The following is a 16,393-nucleotide window of genomic DNA, read 5'->3' as shown; positions in this document are numbered from 1 at the left end:
CGGGCCTACTTCCAGCTCGCCTGGAAGAAGCGCGGCAGTTCGTCGGCCTGCGCGTCGAATTTCAGCTCGGACGTGAAGGCGTAGTTGGTCGAGTAGGAGACCACCGGTGCCCACATCGCCTGCGCCGAGATGCGCTGCAGGGCCTGGGCGTAGCGCGCCTTGCGCTCCGCCTTGTCGACGGTGCTGTCGGCGGTCTGCAGCAGCGCGATGACCTGCGGGTCCTTCGCGGTGTCGTCCGGCCCGCCCTTGAAGAAGTTGCCGACGAAGGCCGAGGCGTCGTTGACGCCGAACGAGCCCCAGGCCTGGAACGACAACGGTGCACGGCCGGAGCGCAGTTCGGTGCGCAGGGCCGGGTACTGCACGAAATGCAGGCGTGCGCGGATGCCCACCTTGCGCAGGTCGCCGATGATCGCCTCGGCATAGTCGCGCTCGCGGTAGGCCCACAGGTCGGTGTCGAAGCCGTTCGCATAGCCGGCCTCGGCCAGCAGCGCGCGCGCCTTGGCCGGGTTGTAGTCGTAGGCGGTCACCTTGGCCGTGTCGCAGCCGAACTGGGTGCGAAAGCACGGTGCGAACACCGGCTGGCTGCCGCCGCGCACCAGGCTGTCGGCCAGCCCCTTGCGGTTGATCGCGTGGTTGACCGCCTGGCGCACGCGCACGTCCTTGAACGGCGCGGCCTCGGGCGTGCTGCCGTTGTTGTTGATCGAGACGAAGCCCACGCGCATGGTCTCGCCGCTCAGCACGGTCGTGTTGGGCGCCGCCTTCAGCGACTCGGCCTGGTCGGCGGGCACGCGCCAGATCCAGTCGACGGCACCCGTCATCAACTGGGCGGCACGCGCTTCCGGATCGCGCACCACCGCGAAGCGGATCGTGCCGATGCGCGGCTGGCCGAGCGGGCTGTCCTTGTAGTAGACCGGGTTCCTGACCAGCGTCACGCCCTGGCCGGGCACGACGGCCGCGATCTTGTACGGGCCGGTGCCGACGGGCTGCTTGCTGTAGCCCTCCAGGCCCACCTTCTTGAAGTAGGCCGCCGGGTAGATGGGGGTCGGGCCGGACAGGTACTCGAGCGCGGCCGGGAAGGGCGCCTTCAGGGTGATGCGCACCCGGTAGTCGCCGAGCTTCTCGGCGCTCTTGATCCAGTCGGTGTTCTGCCGCGTCGCGATCTTCGCGTCGGCCGCGGTCACGACATTGAAGGTGTAGACCACGTCGTCGGCGCTGAACCGGTCGCCGTTGTGGAAGCTCACGCCCTGGCGCAGTTCGAGCACCAGCGCGGTGGGCGACTCCCACTTCCACGAGGTCGCGAGCTGCGGCCTGTACTCGCCGGTCTTGAGGTCGCGGTGGACCAGCGTGTCCCAGGCCATCGCCGCGAGGATCACGCCTTCGCGCATGTTGTTGTGGTACGGGCTGACGTTCTCGACCTCGTTGTCGGAGGCATAGACCAGCGTGTCGTTGGCCTTGCCGGCATGCGCCGCGACCGCGGCCGTGGCCAGCCACAGCGTGAGGGACAGGTGCTTCATCGGGACACTCCTTCGTCGGGCCGCAACGGGACGACCTGCGCAGTGTGTGCAAGAAGAGGGCCGCAAGAGCGTTTCACGCGGTACAGAATATCGATGCACCTGTTGCCGAACGGGCAACGCTGGAGTTTCGATGCCGATGAAGCCGCCGCCGCAGATCGCCCGTCAGTTGCAGGACACCGCGCTGCGCTATTTCCTGGAGGTGGTGCGCTGCGGCTCGATCCGCGAGGCGTCGCAGCGCCTGAACGTGGCCGCGTCGGCCATCAGCCGGGCCATCGCGCAGCTGGAGGACCTGCTCGGGGCCCAGCTGTTCGACCGGCACGCGCGCGGCATGATCCCGAGCGCGGCCGGGGAGACGCTGGCCGTGCATGCGCTCAAGTCGGCGCACGACGCGGAGCGCGCGGTGCACGACATCCAGGCCTTGCAGGGCATGCGGCGCGGGCGGGTGCGGGTCGTGTCGACCGAGGGCTTCGCGATGGAGTTCATCCCGCGGCTGGTCACCGACTTCGTGCTGCAGCATCCGGGCATCCAGTTCAACCTGGGCGTGCACCCACCGGCCGAGTGCACGCGGCGCATCCTGCATGGCGATGCCGACATCGGGGTGACGATGAGCCGCACGCCCGAGAGCGGCGTGCAGGTGGAGCATTCGCAGCCGTCGCCGCTGCTGGCGGTGATGCGACCGGGCCATCCGCTGACGCGCTTCAAGCAGGTCAGCCTGTCGCAGTTGCTGGCCTACCCGATCGCGCTGCCCGAGCCCGACACCACGGTGCGGCAGTTGTTCGACATCGCGTGCAGCCGCCAGCGGCTGAACTTCGAGCCGGTGCTGACGAGCAACTACATCGCCGGGCTGTTCGGTTTCCTGCGGCACCAGCAGGACGGCGTGACGATCTCGGGCGAGATCTCGATCCGCTACCAGGTCGAGCGCGGCGAGGTGGCTTGTGTGGGGCTGCGCGACCGCGGGCTGGACCTGCGCAACATCGAAGTGCAGACGCTGACGGGGCGGACCTTGTCGAGCGCGGCGCAGGCGTTTCTGCAGTTCCTAAAGGGGCGGCTGTCGGGGCAGATTCCTTCCGGCGCTGGAGGGGTGCGATCCGCCATCGACGGCTAGTGCGGCCCCCAGCGCGTCGATACGCTGCCTCCATTGCCAACCATGGAGAACTGGATGACCGTCATTTCCGTGATCGTCGGAAGCACCCGCCAGGGTCGCTTCGCCGAGAAGCCTGCGCAGTGGATCCTGCGGCACCTCGCCAGCCGGCCCGGCGTCGAGGCGCGCCTGCTCGACCTGCGGGACTTCCCGATGCCCTTCTTCGACGCGCCGGTGCCGCCGGCGATGCCGGGGCGCGCGCCCTACGAGCACGAGACCGTCAGGAAGTGGACCGCCGAGATCGCCCGCTCGGACGCGTTCATCTTCGTGGCCGCGGAATACAACTACGGACCGCCCGCGGTGCTGAAGAACGCGATCGACTGGGTCTACCCGGAGTGGAACCGCAAGGCGGCCGCCTTCGTGAGCTACGGCAGCGTGGCGGGTGCGCGCAGCGTGCAGCAGCTGCGCGAGACGGCGATCGAGGTGCAGCTCGCGCCGATCCGCCCCTCGGTCCACATCCCGGTCGGCGCGCTGATGGCGCACTTCCAGGGCGGCGACGTGGAGGCGGCACTGGCCGAGCTCGACGGTCCCGCGAAGGCGATGCTGGACGACCTGGCGTGGTGGACGGCGGCGCTCAAGACCGCGCGTGGCAACGCCCGCTGAGTCCCGCTATTCGATCAGGACTTGCGCACCGGGCGCCGGCGTCACCAGCCCTTCGTCGACCAGCTTGCCCATCGCGAACTCGATGAATGCGCTGACCGCGCGCGACAGCTGCCGGCGGCTCAGGTAGACGATGTACACGCCCAGGCCGTCGACGCCGTGGCCAGGCAGCACCTCGCGCAGGTCGCCGCTGCGCAGGTGCGGCGCCGTCACCACCGACGGCAGCAGCCCGATGCCCAGCCCGGCCAGCGTCGCCTCGTACAGCGCGTGCATCGTGTTGGCCCGGAAGCGCCCGTCGACCTCGACGTCCTGCGGGCCTTGCGGACCGTCGAGCCGCCACACCGCCGCGTGCCCGGACGGTCGCGGCAGCGCCAGGCAATCGTGCCTTGCCAAGGCGGCCACCGAGTCGGGCGTGCCGCGCGCGGCGAGGTAGGCGGGGCTCGCCACCAGCGTGGCGCGGCTGGTACCGATCTGGCGCGCGACCAGCGAAGCTTCCAACTCGCGGCCGGAGCGGATCGCGACGTCGATGCCTTCGCCCATCAGGTCGGCCCGCTCGTCGCTGAGCACGAAATCGAGCCGCACGTTCGGATGGCTCGCGAGGAAGTCCGCCACCCATTCCACGCGGAACCAGCGGAACAGGTCGGCGGGTGCGGCGACGCGCACCTTGCCGCTGGCCAGCTGGCTGCCCTGGCCGACCTCGATCGCCGCCTCGGCCAGCGCCTCGACCTGGTCGGCGCAGCGCGCGTAGAAGGTGGTGCCGGCATCGGTGAGCGTCAGGCGGCGGGTGGAGCGCTGCATCAGGCGCATGCCCAGCTGTTGTTCCAGGTCCTGGATGCGCCGGCTCACGCTGTTGGCCGGCATGTCCAGGCGCCGTGCGGCGGCTGCAAAGCTGCCGGCACGCACGACGTGGACGAACAGCGCGACGTTGTTCAGGTCCAGCATGGAAGGTTCGAGGCGCTCATTTTTTGCCGGCAGTCTAGCGCGCGGTGCCGTCGGGCGCGGATTGCTTCGTCGGGTGGACGTGTGCCATCCGCGCGGGCCGGCTACCCGGTGCGGGCCATCGCCCCTAGATTCCGGTGATGATCACTGAACAAGCCCTCCAATCACGCAGCGTCGTGTTCCGCACCAGCGGCCACCGGCGCGGACCGATCACCCGCTTGATGAGCCCGTCGGACCTGGGCGAGCTGTTGCGGCCCTTCGTCTTCCTGGATCACGTCGACACGCAGGGCGTGCCCCGGGCCGCGCAGGGCGACTACGGCCTGCACCCGCACTCGGGGATCGCCACCGTCACCTGGCTGCTGGAAGGCCGGGTGAACTACGAGGACACGCTGGGCCGGCGCGGGCAGATCTCGCTGGCATTGCCGCCGGCGGCCGAGCTGGGCGAGGCCGAGAGCAGCTACCTGGCGCCGCACCTGATCAAGCGCGAAGGGCCGGCCAGCGTGTTGCTGGGCCGATACGGCTCGGCCGCCAGCGCGATCGCGTCGCCTTCGCCGGTGAACTACCTGTCGGTGAAGCTCAAGGCCGGCGAGCAGTGGCGGTACCAGCCGCCGGCAGGGCACACGGTGGCGTGGGCCGCGGTGGGCGAGGGGCGCCTGCGGGTGCCGCAGGGCTTGCGTGCAGGGGAGCTGGCGGTCTTCGACGAATCGCCGGAGGCCATCGACTTCCATGCGGAGGTCGACAGCCAGTTCGTGCTGGGCTCTGCGGCGAAGCATCCGCATGACTTGGTGCTGGGGTACTACTCGGTGCACACCAGTGCGGCGGCGTTGCGCGAAGGGGAAGCGCGGATCCGGCAGATCGGGGCGCGGCTGCGGGCCGAGGGGCGGGTGGGGTAGGTTCTGCACCGGCCCCTGCGCCGAGCACCCTGTGAAGTTCAGGGCTTCGGGGCTTGCATCAGCGTGCGAACCTGCGAGGCGACGTCGGTCAGTTGCGTCTTCAGCGTGTTGAGTTCGCCGTCGAGCTTCTCGGAAAAGGTCTCCAGCAGCGCGCCGAAATCCTTGACGTCCTGGTTGCCGTCGAGGCCGTGGGCGGCGACCAGGCCCTGGAAGCGCTTGGCGATGCGCTCCATCGTGATGCCGGACTGGGTGTTGGTGGCGTTCATGGGTCTCCCTGGGCGAATGAAGTGGTGAAGCCTCCATCCTGCCACCGGGAGCCTGCCGTCCTCGCGCTTGCGCCCCCCTAGTGTGGAGGGTCGCAGGCGTCGGGCTTGCTGCGCGACGCTAGGAGGCGGTATGCAGACCCTGCACCCACGCGAGGCAGCGTGATGCCAGCGAATCGGAGTCGACAACGATCACGACCGAATTCAGTGTTTCGCCCAGGTCGTCGGGCGCCGTCGCATTGTGAAAGGCGAACCACAGCGCTTCGTCCAGGGCTTCGTCCGGGTGCGAAGTGGTCATCAGCGTGAATGACAGGGGATCGCCGAACTCCGGCAGGAAGGATGCGTAGTCGAAGGTGTCTTCCACCTCGCGCGAATCGGGACCCCAGGCGCAAATGTACGAAGCACCGGCTTCCACCCAGGCCCGGGCTGTTTCGGTGCTCGACAGCGCAGCCAGCCGTTCGCTCGCGACGACAAGAACGTAGCGTCCGTCCGTGATGGAAACGGGGGCGGTTTCCCAGAAGCTGTCGACCCGAAGGACGGCAGCGGAGCGCCTGGTTTCAGCGTGCCTCAGCGGCGTATCAACGGGATGCGTTCGTTGCATGTCAAGCCAGGCCAAGGATGGCGCCGACAGAGCGCTCCAGTTCGTCGACAAGCGCAGGATCCATGTACTCGTGCTCGTCCGGGATGTCGAGAACGTGGACTGGCTTGCCCTCGACGACGCGGCCGTACTCTGCTGCCAAACGAGACTTGTGCTTCTCTTCCATGACGAAGAGGACCTTGAGCCGTTCAGAGGCCATGCGCTGCGCCAGCGTCAAGGGATGATCAACGCCGCCGCCATGGCCGCGTTGCCAAGCGCGAGCGTGAGGTCGACGACGAAGATGAAGAGCATCGGTCCCGACAGCACGGGCCAGAACGATTCGCCGACCCTGCCACCCCGCAGGGCCACCGGCAGGTTGGAGACGAACTGGCTGGCATGTGCCAGCGAGAAGACGCCCGCGAACAGCGCTCGTTGCGACGGCTGCGGGAAGAGCGAGCCGTTGAGCAGGAGCAGCACCGCGAACACGGCGAATGCGAGGTTCATGCCGCCCAGGAAACGGACCGAGGCCGCCAGGGTCGGGAACAGCGGCGAGTCGCGTGCCGAGCGGGGGACAAGAAGCCGGGCGGCCGCATCCGGCGTGAGGCTGAAGTACCGGAAGCCGATGCCGAACCAGAGCGCATTCAGCACGAGGATGGCGGTGAAGACGGTCGCGTAGGGCATGCCCGAGGACGCTGCGGATGATGGAGCGCCATCATGCCAGCGCCCGAGGCTAGCGGTTGCCCGGCATCCACTCGGTGTCGTCCTCGGGGCCCGGCCCGCCCGCCACGTACGTGTCTGCGACGGCAGTGACCACGAGGGCCCGGCCCGGGTCTGCAGCACGGGGGGCGCGAGTCTCAGGGTCGGCCGCGTGCCACGGCAGCACCGGCGCGGCCAGGCATGCGAAGGCGAAGCCGAGGGCCGCCCAGCAGAGCGGCGCAACCAGCAGCGATGAGGTGTGTGTCGATTTCATGCAAGGCAGTGTTGCCGCGCTGCGTATCGCCTGGATTTCACCCGGGTCGGCGCCGTGTTTCGTCTGTTGCGCTGCCGGCCGGCGTGGCGGCATTGCGTTCCATCAAGGTGCGCAACATGGCCTGTGGATCCGACAGGAAGTCGCGCGTCACCCGGAAGTGTTCGGTGTCTTCGTAGGCAATCCTCGCAACCCCATCCTGGTTGCACTGGTAGATCCAGGCGTCGGGGTAGGCCATCAGGATCGGGGAGTGCGTCGCGATGATGAACTGCGACTTGTCCCGGATCAGCTCATGCATGCGCGACAGCACCGCCAGTTGCCGCTGTGGCGACAACGCGGCTTCGGGCTCGTCGAGGATGTACAGGCCTTGTCCCCCGAATCGATGGGTCATCAGCGCGAGGAAGGATTCGCCGTGCGATTGCTCGTGCAGCGAGATGCCGCCGTAGGAGTCGATGATCGGTGGACCCCCCGGCCCTTCATCGAGGTTCTCGATCTCGGTGGCGATGTTGAAGAAGCTCTCCGCCCGCAGGAAGAACCCGTCGCGCGGCCTGCGAACACCCTTGGCCACGCGCAAGTACTCGTGCAGTTCCGAATGCGAGCGCCGCGTGCCGAAGCTGAAGTTCTTCGTGCCCCCTTCGGCGTTGAAGCCCAGCGAGACCGCCATCGCCTCCAGCAGCGTCGATTTGCCGGATCCGTTCTCGCCGATGAAGTAGGTCATTTTCGGATGCAGGTCGATCTGCTCCAGCGACCGGACGGCAGGCAGCGAGAACGGGTACCGGTCGAAGGAGCCGACCTCGTCGCGCTTCAGCGAGACGCGGAACACGTATTGCGAGGGGATCATGGCGGCCCGCTGCGGCCCCACGCCAGCAGCAAGTTGTTGGCCGGCATCGCCACGCGCTCGCGCAGCGCGAAGCCGGCTTGGGCCGCCACGTGTTCCACGTCTTCACGCCGGCGCACGCCCCAGGCCGGGTTGCGCGCGCGCAGCTCCGCATCGAAGGCCAGGTTGCCGGGCGATGTCTGCACGGCGTCCTCCAGGTAGGGCCCATAGGTGACCAGCAACCCCTGCGCCGACAGGTGGCGCGCAGCGCCCTGCATCAACCCGGCGCAGCAGGCCCAGGGCGCGATGTGGATCATGTTGGCGCAGAAGACCGCATCCACCTGTGCGGGAACACCCGGCCACTGCGGCTGCAGCACGTCCAGCCGCAGCGGTGCGCGCACGCGGTCCAGGCCGGCACACCAGGCGGTGATCGACGGCAGCGAGCTCGCTTCGAAATCGGTGGGCAGCCATTCCCAGCCCGGCAGGCCGGCGCTGCACCAGGCGGCATGCTGGCCGGTGCCGCTGGCGATCTCCAGCATCAAGCCTCGGGCCGGCAGCATGCGCTGCAATTCGGCCAGGATGGGCGCGCGGTTGCGTTCGGCAGCGGGGCTGTGGCGGCGAAGGTCTTCGGTCATCGCGATGGCTCAGCCCATGCGCAGCACGCGCGCCGCCTCTTCGAGCCGCGCGTCTTCGATCTCGCGCAGCACGCCCGACAGGTCGATCGCACCGGCGCGCGGTTCGTAGCGGCCGGTCAGCGGCATGCCCGGCACCAGCAGGCCGCCGGCGTAGAGCGCCCAGATCTCCGGGCCGTAGCGCGTGGGCAGCAGACCCGGCGCAAAGCGGCCGAAGAAGTTGCGCAGGTTGTCGACGTCGCGCATCAGCATCCGCGCCGCGTGGTTGTTGCCGGCGGCGTCCACCGCCTGCGGCAGGTCGATGATCACCGGGCCGTCGGCAGCCAGCAGGATGTTGAACTCCGACAGGTCGCCGTGGATCACGCCGGCGCACAGCATGCGCACCACCTCGCCGATCAGGAAGGCGTGGTGCTGCAGGGCCTGTGCCTCGGTGAAGGGAACGTCGTTCAACCGCGGTGCGGCATCGCCCCGCTCGTCGGCCACCAGCTCCATCAGCAGCACGCCGTCGTAGAAGTTGACGGGCCGCGGCACGCGCACGCCGGCGGCGGCCAGGCGGTACAGCGCGTCGACCTCGGCACTTTGCCATGCGGCTTCCTGCTGCTGCCGGCCGAAGCTCGTGCCCTTGGCCATCGCGCGGGCCTGGCGGCTGTTGCGCACCTTGCGGTTCTCGGTGTAGTCGACCGCCTGGCGGAAGCTGCGCTTGTGGGCCTCCTTGTAGATCTTGGCCGCGCAGGTCTCGTCGCCGCAGCGCACGACGTAGACATCGGCTTCCTTGCCGCTCTTGAGCTGGCGCACCACGCTGTCGATCAGGCCTTCGGTCACCAGGGTCTGCAGGCGGGCGGGGATTTTCATGGCCCGATTGTCGGGCACGTGGACGTGCCGGCTCAGCGGTCCGGCGTTTCGTTGCCCGGCCTGTAGGCGCTGGCGCGTTCCGCTTCGATGGGCCGAACCTCGTAGCTGAGGCCGCAGGCCAGGCATGGGTTCTGCGCGGAGAGTGCCGCCGCCTCCTCGAGGCTGCGGGCCAGGACGAACCAGTAACCGCCGATCACCTCCTTGGCTTCGGCGAACGGGCCATCCAGCACCCCGCGGATCGAGACGACCTTGGTCTCGCGTGCGAGGCGCTGGCCGGCCTTCATCTTCCCTTCGCCGACCAGCCGGTCGTGCCATCGGTAGAAGTCGTCGATGGCCTGCTGAATTTCTTCGGGCGACTTGTCCTTGTCCCACTGGCCGCGGGAAATGACGAGGTATTCGGACAGGTCACTCTTGTCGGTCATCGGTAGGTCTCCGCACAGGGGGGGTGTTCCAGCGATCCCGAGCCAGGGTGTCAGTTGCTCGAAGGTCCATCGGGACGTGGCCTGTCGAGTTGGATGCGAGAGCGTACCCGAGATGATTCCGTCATCAACATGTCCGCACTGTTGCCATCCGCTGGCCGCAATTCCCGATCACCAGCAGCCCGGTTGAATGACAAAGACAATCGAACGATCGGACAACCGCTTCGGTATCCCCCTGAAAGGACGATCGCCTTGAACCATCCCGTCACACCCACCGCCGCCGGCCTCGCCGATCGTGCCACGGCCCGCCGCCAACTGCTGCGCTTCCTGGCCGGCAGCCCCTTGCTGGCCGGCTCCGCGGCGCCGGGCCTGATCGCCGCGCTGTCGGCGGCGCTGCCCGAGCTCGCTTCGGCCCAGAGCTACGACGTGCTGCGTGCCCAGACCCGCAAGGTCGGCGAGATCATCGAGGCGCCCGAAGACGCGCTGAACGTGATGGACTTCGAGCCGGCAGCGCGCAAGGCCCTGGAGGCCATGCCGGCGCACTGGGGCTACCTGGCCACCGGCGTCGACGGCGATGCCACGCTGCGTGCGAACCATGACGACTACGACAAGATCCGCATCCGCGTGCGGCGGCTGGTCGACGCCCGCAAGATCGACACGCGGCTGCGCCTGTTCGGCAACGAGTACGCGAGCCCGATCTTCCTGTCTCCGGTCAGCAGCCAGGGCGCCTTCAACCCGGAAGCCGAGATTCCGGCCGCGCGTGCCGCGGGCCTGAAGAAGCAGCTGATGATCCTGTCGACCTCCAGCAACTCGTCGATCGCCGACGTGACGCGCGCGCACGGTGCACCGATCTGGTTCCAGCTCTACCCGACCGATGACTGGAACGTGACGCGCGCACTCATCAAGCGCGCCGAAGAGTCGAACGTGACCGCCATCGTGCTGACGGTGGACCGGCAGGGCGGGCGCAACACCGAGACCCTGTTCCGCGCGCGTCGCCAGGACGACCGACCGTGCGTCGCCTGCCATGCCGGCGGGTTCAAGAACGAGGTCTCGCGCAAGCCGGCGTTCAACGACATCGACGTGTCGCACGTCAACAACCTGTACGGCACCGGCATGACCTGGGACTTCGTCGCCAAGCTGCGCGCCGCCACCAAGGCGAAGATCGTCCTCAAGGGCATCGTGACCGCCGAGGACGCCGCCCGCGCGGTGCAGGCCGGCGTCGACGGCATCATCGTGTCCAACCATGGCGGCCGCGCGGAAGAGAGCTTCCAGTCCACCATCGGCGCGCTGCCCGAGGTCGTCAAGGCGGTCAAGGGACGGATCCCGGTGCTGGTCGACGGCGGGGTGCGCCGCGGCACCGATGCCTACAAGGCGCTGGCCCTGGGCGCCACGGCGGTCGGCATCGGGCGGCCCTATTGCTGGGGCCTCGCGGCGTTCGGCGAGCCGGGCGTGGCCGCCGTGCTCTCCATCCTGCAGCGCGAGTTCGAGACCATCATGCGCCAGGCCGGCGCGACCGAGCTGAAGCAGATCGTCGCGTCGACGGTCGCCACCGGCCCCGCCTTCGCTTTGCGCTGATCCTCAACCCTGCCGGGTCGGCATGATCACGACCTGCTGCAGGTTCACATGCTTCGGCTGCGAGACGATGAAGCCCACGCTCTCCGCCACGTCGCCGGGCTGCAGGAACTCGATGGACTTGCCAGCGTTCTCCAGCCAGTCCTTCGCGCCCTGAAACGTGACGTGGCCTTGCAGTTCGGTCGCGACGATGCCCGGTTCGATCATCGACACGCGGATGTTCTTCGGCCCCAGCTCGATGCGCAGGTGGCGCGTGAGGTGGCTCACGTAGGCCTTGGTCGCGGTGTACACCGCGAAGTACGGAAACAGGTACTGCCCCGCGATCGACGAGGTGTTGACCAGGTCCACCGTCGCGCCCTCGGCCGCGGCCTGCGCCAGCTGTGGCACGAAGGCGTGGATGACGCGCATCACGCCGGTCACGTTGAGGTCGATCTGCTGCTCCCATTCGCCGAGCTTGCGCTCCTCGATGGCGCCCGGCAGCATCACGCCGGCGTTGTTGAATACCAGGTCCGCCCGGCCGAACGTCGATGCGACCTCGGCCGCTGCAGCCTCCACCGAGGCCTGGTCGGTCACGTCGACCTCGATCGCGATGGCCTTGCCGCCGGCCTCGGCGATCTCGGCCACCAGCCGATCCAGTGCCTGCTTGCGCCGTGCCAGCACGGCGACCTTGGCGCCGCGCGCCGCCAGCAGCAAGGCGCAGGCGCGGCCGATGCCGCTGGATGCGCCGGTGACGACCGCGACGCGACCGGCGAGTTGCGAAGCGAAGAGGTTGGAGGGATGGGCCATGGGAGTCTTCCTGTCAGTGCGCCGCGAAGGCGACGCTTGCAGGGAACTCTAGGTTTTGGAGCCCAACCGCGGTAGTTCAGGCGATTGGGTTACTTTGACAACCTGGAGTTGCCAATTCCGCGCCCTGCCGCGCGGAACCGCCTGGCGAGCGATCGCAGCTCCGCCGGCCCGACGGAGAACGCCTGGCTGTCGCGCAGCCAAGCCACGCTGAAGTCGATGAAGCGGCGCACGCGGCCCGGCATGTCGGCCCGCTGCGCGTAGTACAGGTACAAGCCCATGCGTTCGCTTACATGGCCGGGCAGCACCGGCACCAGCCGTCCGTCGCGCAGCGCTGCCGCCGCATTGATGCTGTCGATCTGGCCGAGGCCGATGCCGGCCAGCACGGCCAGGCTTTCGGTCTCGGGCTCGCTGCTGCAGAGCACCGGCGTCACGTGCTGGAAAACCGTGCTGCCGTCGACCTCGAACTCCCACGGCATCGGCCGGCCCGTACCGGGCTGGCGATAGGCGGTGCAGCGGTGTTGCAGCAAGTCCTGCAGCTTCTGCGGCACACCATGCAAGTCCAGGTAGCCGGGCGACGCGCAGGCGATCTGCTGGATCGTGAACAGCCGGCGCGCGATGACCTGCGCATCGGGTGCGCTGCCCGAGCGGAAGCCGACGTCGATCCGGTCGCTGACCAGGTCGGTGAAGCGCTCTTCGAGTACCAGTTCCACCTGGATCGCCGGATGCCGCGCCTGGAACTGCGCCAGCATCGGCACCAGCACCTTGCGGCCCACCGCACCCGCGGCGCTGACCCGCACCAGCCCTTCGTCGTTGCGCACCGCGCTGCGGGCACGCGTCAGCGCGTCCACCAGGCCGTCGAGGTTCGGCTTGGCGGACTGCAGCAGCCGCTCGCCTTCCTCCGTCAGCGAACTCTTGCGCGTGGTGCGGTGGAACAGGCGCACCCCCAGGTGCTGCTCCAACTGGCGGATGGTCTTGCTCACCGCCTGCGGCGTGGTGGCCTGGGCCTCGGCAGCCTTGTTGAAGCTGCCGAGTTCGGCCACGCGCACGAATGTCGAAATCGCCCTCAGTTCATCCATCCGCCCAGACTAACCCAGGCTTGCCCTCAAGGCTCGAACGCGATCCGCGAGCCCGACCCCGGCGGCGCACAGGTGTACGTCACCTCCTGCCCCGGCACCGTCGCGAGCGCCCGCACGGCGGCGTCGCTGCGCTGGCTGCCGTCCGAGGCGACGAAGGCGTTGACCGCCGGGTTGTAGGCCAGCCCGCGCGAGACACCGCCTTCGATCACCCGCGCGACCAGGCTGCACTCGGTCACCGTGCCGCCCAGTTCCTTCGACGTGAAGGGCGTGCGCGCGCGCTGCAGCAGCAGGTCGATGCGGCCCGACACCGCGGCCGCGTTGGTGCTGGTCAGCGTGATCTGCTGGCCGACGATCGGTGCCAGGTCGCTGTCGAAGGCCATCATGAAGTCGACCACGTCGCGCCGCGTCGCATCCGGGTTCACGATCGGGAAGCCCACCGTCAGCTGCGGGTTGAACACCTTGGCGGTGAAGAAGCGGAACAGCGTGTCCACCGAGCCGTCGTTGACGAAGCCGAAGCCGCGCACCTGGTCGCCCAGGAAGCCGGTGTCGGGCGCGCCGAAGAACTCGACCCGCGGCGAGCCGAACATGCCGACCTTCTGGTACATGTTGCGCAGGTGCGGGATCTTCACGATCTGCGTGATGCCCTCGAAGCTCGCATTGCCGCCGGTGCCGAAGAAGCCGCTGGCCGGGTCGAGCCGGTGGCAGCCTTCGCAGGTGAAGGCGGTCTTGTTCGGCACCAGGCCGCCCAGCGGGCCCACGTCGATGCCGTCCGACGGGCGCGAGCCGAGGTAGAAGCTGCGCCCGCGCTGCTGCGACGCGGTGAGCGAGTTGTCGAGCTTGCGGATCGGGTTGGGCGGCAGCATCACCGGCAACTGGAAGTCGGCGAACTTCTGCATCTCGGCCTCGCTGAGCGGCGCGGTGCCGCCCAGCAGCCCTTCGAACGCGACTGCGAAGTTCTTGAACGACAGCGTGCTGTCGGTGCCGCTGCTGCCGAACAGGCCGGTGGCCCGGTCGCCGCGCCAGTGCATCGCGCCCGAGTTGCGCATGCCGCGCAGCGTCTGCGTCGTCATCGGCCCTTTCATCGGGTGGAACTCGTTGGCGTTGTCGCTGCCGTTGACCGGCGACTTCACGCCGAACAGCAGCTTGCCCAGCGCGATCTCCAGCGGCGACGACAGGTTCTTCGCGATCGGGTTGTTGGTGACGCGGTCGTCGGGGTTGCCGAGGTCCCAGGCCAGGTCGTCCGCATCGCCGAAGGTGTGGCAGCTCGCGCACGAGGCCTCGCCGTTGGCCGAGAAGCGGCGCGCGTCGTACAGGAAGGGCCGGCCGGCGGTCACCGAGGCCGGCTCGGGGTTCTTCATCGCCACCGACGACAGCGTTGCGCGCGAGGCCAGGTCGACCACCTTGACGGCGTTGTCGAACCGCGTGCTCACGTACAGCCGGCCGCGCGCCTCGTCGAGCACCAGCCCGCTCGGGCCGCCGCCCGCCAGCTCGATGTAGCGCGCGCTGGCGGTGCGCGGATCGAAGCTGTCGCTCTCCAGCTCGGCGGTGTCGAACACGCCGACGCGGCTGGAGCCGAAGGCCGCCACGTACAGCGTGCGGCCGTCGCCGGTGACGGCCATGTCCAGCGGCATCGCCAGCGAATGCTGCTTCATCGTCCAGTCGAAGCCGGGGTTGGCGGGCAGCTTCGAGTAGTCGATGTGCTTGTTCAGGTGGCGCGGCGAGACGGTCCCGCCCGAGATCACCGTGATGCGCGTCTGCGCCAGCTTGCCCTGCACCGTGTGGCCGGCGTAGGTGCCGGGGCCTTCGAAGCGGGCCTCGTTGACGGCCTCGGTGTTGGAGACGTAGACCTTGCCGGTCACCGGGTTGGTGACCATGTTGAACAGCACCGTGCCGACGCCCGGGAAGGCCGTCTTCTGCGCCAGCGTGTTGGCATCGACCGCGAAGACGTCCAGGTCGGGCAGGCGGAACTGCACCGCGTTGTTCCAGTTGCGGTGCAGCTCGTCCTCCCAATGGCCGGTGGCCTTGTTGAACTTGACGATCAGGCCGACCTCGGGCGCCTGCTTGCCTTCGAAATTGGTCTTCGGGCCGGGGTTGCCGCCGGGCATGATCTTCAGGTTCGGGCCCAGGCAGGGCGCGTTCGGGTTGAAGCCGCCGCAGATCAGCCCGGCCAGCAGGGTGGTGGTCTGGTTGCCCGACTTGAAAGCCGCGACGTAGACCGTGCTGCGGTCCGGGCTCACCGCCAGCGCGCGCGGCGTGTCGCTGAAGAAGCTCATGATGCGCAGCGGCAGGCCGCCCAGCGCGCTGCCCAGGTTGGCGGGGTTGAACACCCACACGTCGGCCCGCCCGATGCCCGGCGTCGTGAGCTGCGGGTCGCCGGCACCGGGCACGCCGGCGAGCGACGGGTCGCTGCGCTGCTGGCCGCGGTGCGCGGTGGTGATGAAGGCCCGCTCGGGGCTGCCGGCAAAGACCACGTCGCGCGGCTCGTCGCCCACCAGCAGGGTGCGCACCACGCGCGGCGTGCCGCCCAGGTCGACCACGCTGACGCTGTCGGACAGGTGGTTCACCACCCACACCTCGGTGTTGCTGCGCGCCGCCACCGCCACCGGTTCCAGGCCCACCGGCACGCGCGCGGCCAGTTGCAGGCCGGCGGCGGAGATGGCGAACACGTCCAGCGTGTTGTTCGGCGTGTTGGCGACGAAGAGCCGGCTGCGGTCGGGCGACATCGCCATCGGCCGCACCGGGCCGCTCTCGAACTGCATGAAGGACGGGGCCTGGGCGGCTGCCGTCCCGGCCCACAGGGCCAGGGCCCATCCCAACAGCGACAGCAACAGGGTGAGCGGGGTCCGGCCCCGGCATGGCATCGGATGCGCGTGCATGTTGTCTCCTTGTCTCGTTGTGGTGCTCGCGGCAGGCATCGTAGGGAGCGCACCGGCCCGGCGCCCCCTCCGCCGGGAGGGGGCGCTACACTCGTCGATGACAACCCCTCGACCGGCGGGTACGCCGGTCGGTCCCCCGAGGGGAGGCGGGCCGGCTTGGGGCGGCCCGGCGCTCGTCCCGCCCCGAGGCTCCTGTCCATCCCGGCCGCCGCGATGTCCGACACGACGATCGAGCCACCGCTGCTGGCGCCTTCCAGCGTCTCCCGCCCCGCGTTGATGGCGCGGCTGGACGCTGCGTCCAAGCTGCGGCTGGTGGTGGTGGCGGCGCCGGGCGGCTCGGGCAAGACCACGCTGCTGACGCAATGGTTTCGCAGCCGCCGGCAACGCCGCGCGGCGGCCTGGCTGACGCTGGCGGCGGCGCCGGCCGGGCCCGACGCGCTGGCGGCGAGCCTGCTGGCCAGCCTGGAGG

Annotated in this window: 19 protein-coding genes; 5 read left to right on the top strand and 14 right to left on the bottom strand. The window is 69.1% G+C overall.

Annotated features, from left to right (window positions below; translation table 11 throughout):
• Window positions 1–5: 5 nt before the first annotated feature.
• Entirely contained in the window at window positions 6–1,514 is a 1,509-nt protein-coding gene (locus AC1DYN_RS09595) for an ABC transporter substrate-binding protein (protein ID WP_477958900.1), read from the bottom strand.
• Between the two features lie 130 nt (window positions 1,515–1,644).
• On the opposite strand from AC1DYN_RS09595, the gene AC1DYN_RS09590 reads away from it, so the two are divergent.
• On the top strand, window positions 1,645–2,619 hold the full coding sequence (locus AC1DYN_RS09590; protein WP_477958899.1) for a LysR family transcriptional regulator: 975 nt from the start codon (window positions 1,645–1,647) through the stop codon (window positions 2,617–2,619).
• A gap of 54 nt (window positions 2,620–2,673) precedes the next feature.
• The gene (locus tag AC1DYN_RS09585) at window positions 2,674–3,258 is read left to right on the top strand and encodes an NADPH-dependent FMN reductase (protein ID WP_477958898.1); all 585 of its coding nucleotides are present in this window, start codon (window positions 2,674–2,676) and stop codon (window positions 3,256–3,258) included.
• 6 nt (window positions 3,259–3,264) lie between these two features.
• Here the strand turns inward: AC1DYN_RS09585 and AC1DYN_RS09580 are convergent, their stop codons facing one another.
• Window positions 3,265–4,197 carry a LysR family transcriptional regulator gene (locus tag AC1DYN_RS09580; protein ID WP_477958897.1) on the bottom strand — a complete coding sequence of 311 codons (933 nt, stop codon included), beginning with the start codon at window positions 4,195–4,197 and terminating at the stop codon, window positions 3,265–3,267.
• A gap of 137 nt (window positions 4,198–4,334) precedes the next feature.
• Between AC1DYN_RS09580 and AC1DYN_RS09575 the strand changes: the two genes are divergently transcribed.
• The gene (locus AC1DYN_RS09575; protein WP_477958896.1) at window positions 4,335–5,087 is read left to right on the top strand and encodes a pirin family protein; all 753 of its coding nucleotides are present in this window, start codon (window positions 4,335–4,337) and stop codon (window positions 5,085–5,087) included.
• Between the two features lie 38 nt (window positions 5,088–5,125).
• Here AC1DYN_RS09575 and AC1DYN_RS09570 read toward each other — a convergent pair whose 3' ends face one another.
• The 9 genes from AC1DYN_RS09570 to AC1DYN_RS09530 all read right to left on the bottom strand — a co-directional run bounded on the left by AC1DYN_RS09570 (window position 5,126) and on the right by AC1DYN_RS09530 (window position 9,617).
• Window positions 5,126–5,353, bottom strand: coding sequence for a hypothetical protein (locus tag AC1DYN_RS09570; RefSeq protein WP_477958895.1), 228 nt, complete (start codon window positions 5,351–5,353; stop codon window positions 5,126–5,128).
• Between the two features lie 118 nt (window positions 5,354–5,471).
• Window positions 5,472–5,951: a DUF7684 family protein gene (locus AC1DYN_RS09565; protein WP_477958894.1), complete on the bottom strand. Its 480-nt coding sequence runs from the start codon at window positions 5,949–5,951 to the stop codon at window positions 5,472–5,474.
• A 1-nt stretch (window position 5,952) separates the two neighbouring features.
• Window positions 5,953–6,165 (bottom strand): protein tyrosine phosphatase, encoded by a 213-nt coding sequence (locus tag AC1DYN_RS09560; protein WP_477958893.1) that lies wholly within the window; start codon window positions 6,163–6,165, stop codon window positions 5,953–5,955.
• Entirely contained in the window at window positions 6,162–6,608 is a 447-nt protein-coding gene (locus AC1DYN_RS09555) for a hypothetical protein (protein ID WP_477958892.1), read from the bottom strand. Before AC1DYN_RS09555 ends, AC1DYN_RS09560 begins: the two co-directional genes overlap by 4 nt.
• Before the next feature lie 49 nt (window positions 6,609–6,657).
• A complete protein-coding gene (locus tag AC1DYN_RS09550; protein WP_477958891.1) occupies window positions 6,658–6,897 on the bottom strand; it encodes a hypothetical protein in 240 nt (79 codons plus the stop codon).
• A 37-nt stretch (window positions 6,898–6,934) separates the two neighbouring features.
• A complete protein-coding gene (locus AC1DYN_RS09545) occupies window positions 6,935–7,735 on the bottom strand; it encodes an AAA family ATPase (protein WP_477958890.1) in 801 nt (266 codons plus the stop codon).
• Entirely contained in the window at window positions 7,732–8,346 is a 615-nt protein-coding gene (locus AC1DYN_RS09540; RefSeq protein WP_477958889.1) for a DUF938 domain-containing protein, read from the bottom strand. The genes AC1DYN_RS09545 and AC1DYN_RS09540 overlap by 4 nt, the downstream gene beginning before the upstream one ends.
• 9 nt (window positions 8,347–8,355) lie before the next feature.
• The gene (locus AC1DYN_RS09535; protein ID WP_477958888.1) at window positions 8,356–9,195 is read right to left on the bottom strand and encodes a PA4780 family RIO1-like protein kinase; all 840 of its coding nucleotides are present in this window, start codon (window positions 9,193–9,195) and stop codon (window positions 8,356–8,358) included.
• 32 nt (window positions 9,196–9,227) lie between these two features.
• Window positions 9,228–9,617 (bottom strand): YciI family protein, encoded by a 390-nt coding sequence (locus AC1DYN_RS09530; RefSeq protein ID WP_477958887.1) that lies wholly within the window; start codon window positions 9,615–9,617, stop codon window positions 9,228–9,230.
• Between the two features lie 249 nt (window positions 9,618–9,866).
• On the opposite strand from AC1DYN_RS09530, the gene AC1DYN_RS09525 reads away from it, so the two are divergent.
• Window positions 9,867–11,189 (top strand): alpha-hydroxy acid oxidase, encoded by a 1,323-nt coding sequence (locus tag AC1DYN_RS09525; protein WP_477958886.1) that lies wholly within the window; start codon window positions 9,867–9,869, stop codon window positions 11,187–11,189.
• Window positions 11,190–11,192: 3 nt separating this feature from the next.
• Here the strand turns inward: AC1DYN_RS09525 and AC1DYN_RS09520 are convergent, their stop codons facing one another.
• The 3 genes from AC1DYN_RS09520 to AC1DYN_RS09510 form a co-directional block, all read right to left on the bottom strand.
• Window positions 11,193–11,972 (bottom strand): SDR family oxidoreductase, encoded by a 780-nt coding sequence (locus AC1DYN_RS09520; RefSeq protein WP_477958885.1) that lies wholly within the window; start codon window positions 11,970–11,972, stop codon window positions 11,193–11,195.
• 89 nt (window positions 11,973–12,061) lie between these two features.
• Window positions 12,062–13,048: a LysR family transcriptional regulator gene (locus tag AC1DYN_RS09515; protein WP_477958884.1), complete on the bottom strand. Its 987-nt coding sequence runs from the start codon at window positions 13,046–13,048 to the stop codon at window positions 12,062–12,064.
• 26 nt (window positions 13,049–13,074) lie between these two features.
• Complete coding sequence (locus AC1DYN_RS09510; RefSeq protein ID WP_477958883.1) at window positions 13,075–15,924, bottom strand: YncE family protein; 2,850 nt, start codon at window positions 15,922–15,924, stop codon at window positions 13,075–13,077.
• Between the two features lie 213 nt (window positions 15,925–16,137).
• Here AC1DYN_RS09510 and AC1DYN_RS09505 point away from each other — a divergent pair.
• Window positions 16,138–16,393 (top strand): hypothetical protein (locus AC1DYN_RS09505; RefSeq protein WP_477958882.1); only part of this gene is annotated, 256 nt, incomplete at its 3' end.

Source organism: Rhizobacter sp. P2_D12 (assembly GCF_056404395.1).
This window is presented reverse-complemented; position numbering and strand designations above follow the sequence as displayed.

Excerpts from the sequence above, each read along its gene's own strand:
- AC1DYN_RS09595 (WP_477958900.1), bottom strand. The coding sequence starts at position 1,514 with ATGAAGCACCTGTCCCTCACGCTGTGGCTGGCCACGGCCGCGGTCGCG.
- AC1DYN_RS09590 (WP_477958899.1), top strand. The coding sequence starts at position 1,645 with ATGCCGATGAAGCCGCCGCCGCAGATCGCCCGTCAGTTGCAGGACACC.
- AC1DYN_RS09585 (WP_477958898.1), top strand. The coding sequence starts at position 2,674 with ATGACCGTCATTTCCGTGATCGTCGGAAGCACCCGCCAGGGTCGCTTC.
- AC1DYN_RS09580 (WP_477958897.1), bottom strand. The coding sequence starts at position 4,197 with ATGCTGGACCTGAACAACGTCGCGCTGTTCGTCCACGTCGTGCGTGCC.
- AC1DYN_RS09575 (WP_477958896.1), top strand. The coding sequence starts at position 4,335 with ATGATCACTGAACAAGCCCTCCAATCACGCAGCGTCGTGTTCCGCACC.
- AC1DYN_RS09570 (WP_477958895.1), bottom strand. The coding sequence starts at position 5,353 with ATGAACGCCACCAACACCCAGTCCGGCATCACGATGGAGCGCATCGCC.
- AC1DYN_RS09565 (WP_477958894.1), bottom strand. The coding sequence starts at position 5,951 with ATGCAACGAACGCATCCCGTTGATACGCCGCTGAGGCACGCTGAAACC.
- AC1DYN_RS09555 (WP_477958892.1), bottom strand. The coding sequence starts at position 6,608 with ATGCCCTACGCGACCGTCTTCACCGCCATCCTCGTGCTGAATGCGCTC.
- AC1DYN_RS09550 (WP_477958891.1), bottom strand. The coding sequence starts at position 6,897 with ATGAAATCGACACACACCTCATCGCTGCTGGTTGCGCCGCTCTGCTGG.
- AC1DYN_RS09545 (WP_477958890.1), bottom strand. The coding sequence starts at position 7,735 with ATGATCCCCTCGCAATACGTGTTCCGCGTCTCGCTGAAGCGCGACGAG.
- AC1DYN_RS09540 (WP_477958889.1), bottom strand. The coding sequence starts at position 8,346 with ATGACCGAAGACCTTCGCCGCCACAGCCCCGCTGCCGAACGCAACCGC.
- AC1DYN_RS09535 (WP_477958888.1), bottom strand. The coding sequence starts at position 9,195 with ATGAAAATCCCCGCCCGCCTGCAGACCCTGGTGACCGAAGGCCTGATC.
- AC1DYN_RS09530 (WP_477958887.1), bottom strand. The coding sequence starts at position 9,617 with ATGACCGACAAGAGTGACCTGTCCGAATACCTCGTCATTTCCCGCGGC.
- AC1DYN_RS09520 (WP_477958885.1), bottom strand. The coding sequence starts at position 11,972 with ATGGCCCATCCCTCCAACCTCTTCGCTTCGCAACTCGCCGGTCGCGTC.
- AC1DYN_RS09515 (WP_477958884.1), bottom strand. The coding sequence starts at position 13,048 with ATGGATGAACTGAGGGCGATTTCGACATTCGTGCGCGTGGCCGAACTC.
- AC1DYN_RS09510 (WP_477958883.1), bottom strand. The coding sequence starts at position 15,924 with ATGCACGCGCATCCGATGCCATGCCGGGGCCGGACCCCGCTCACCCTG.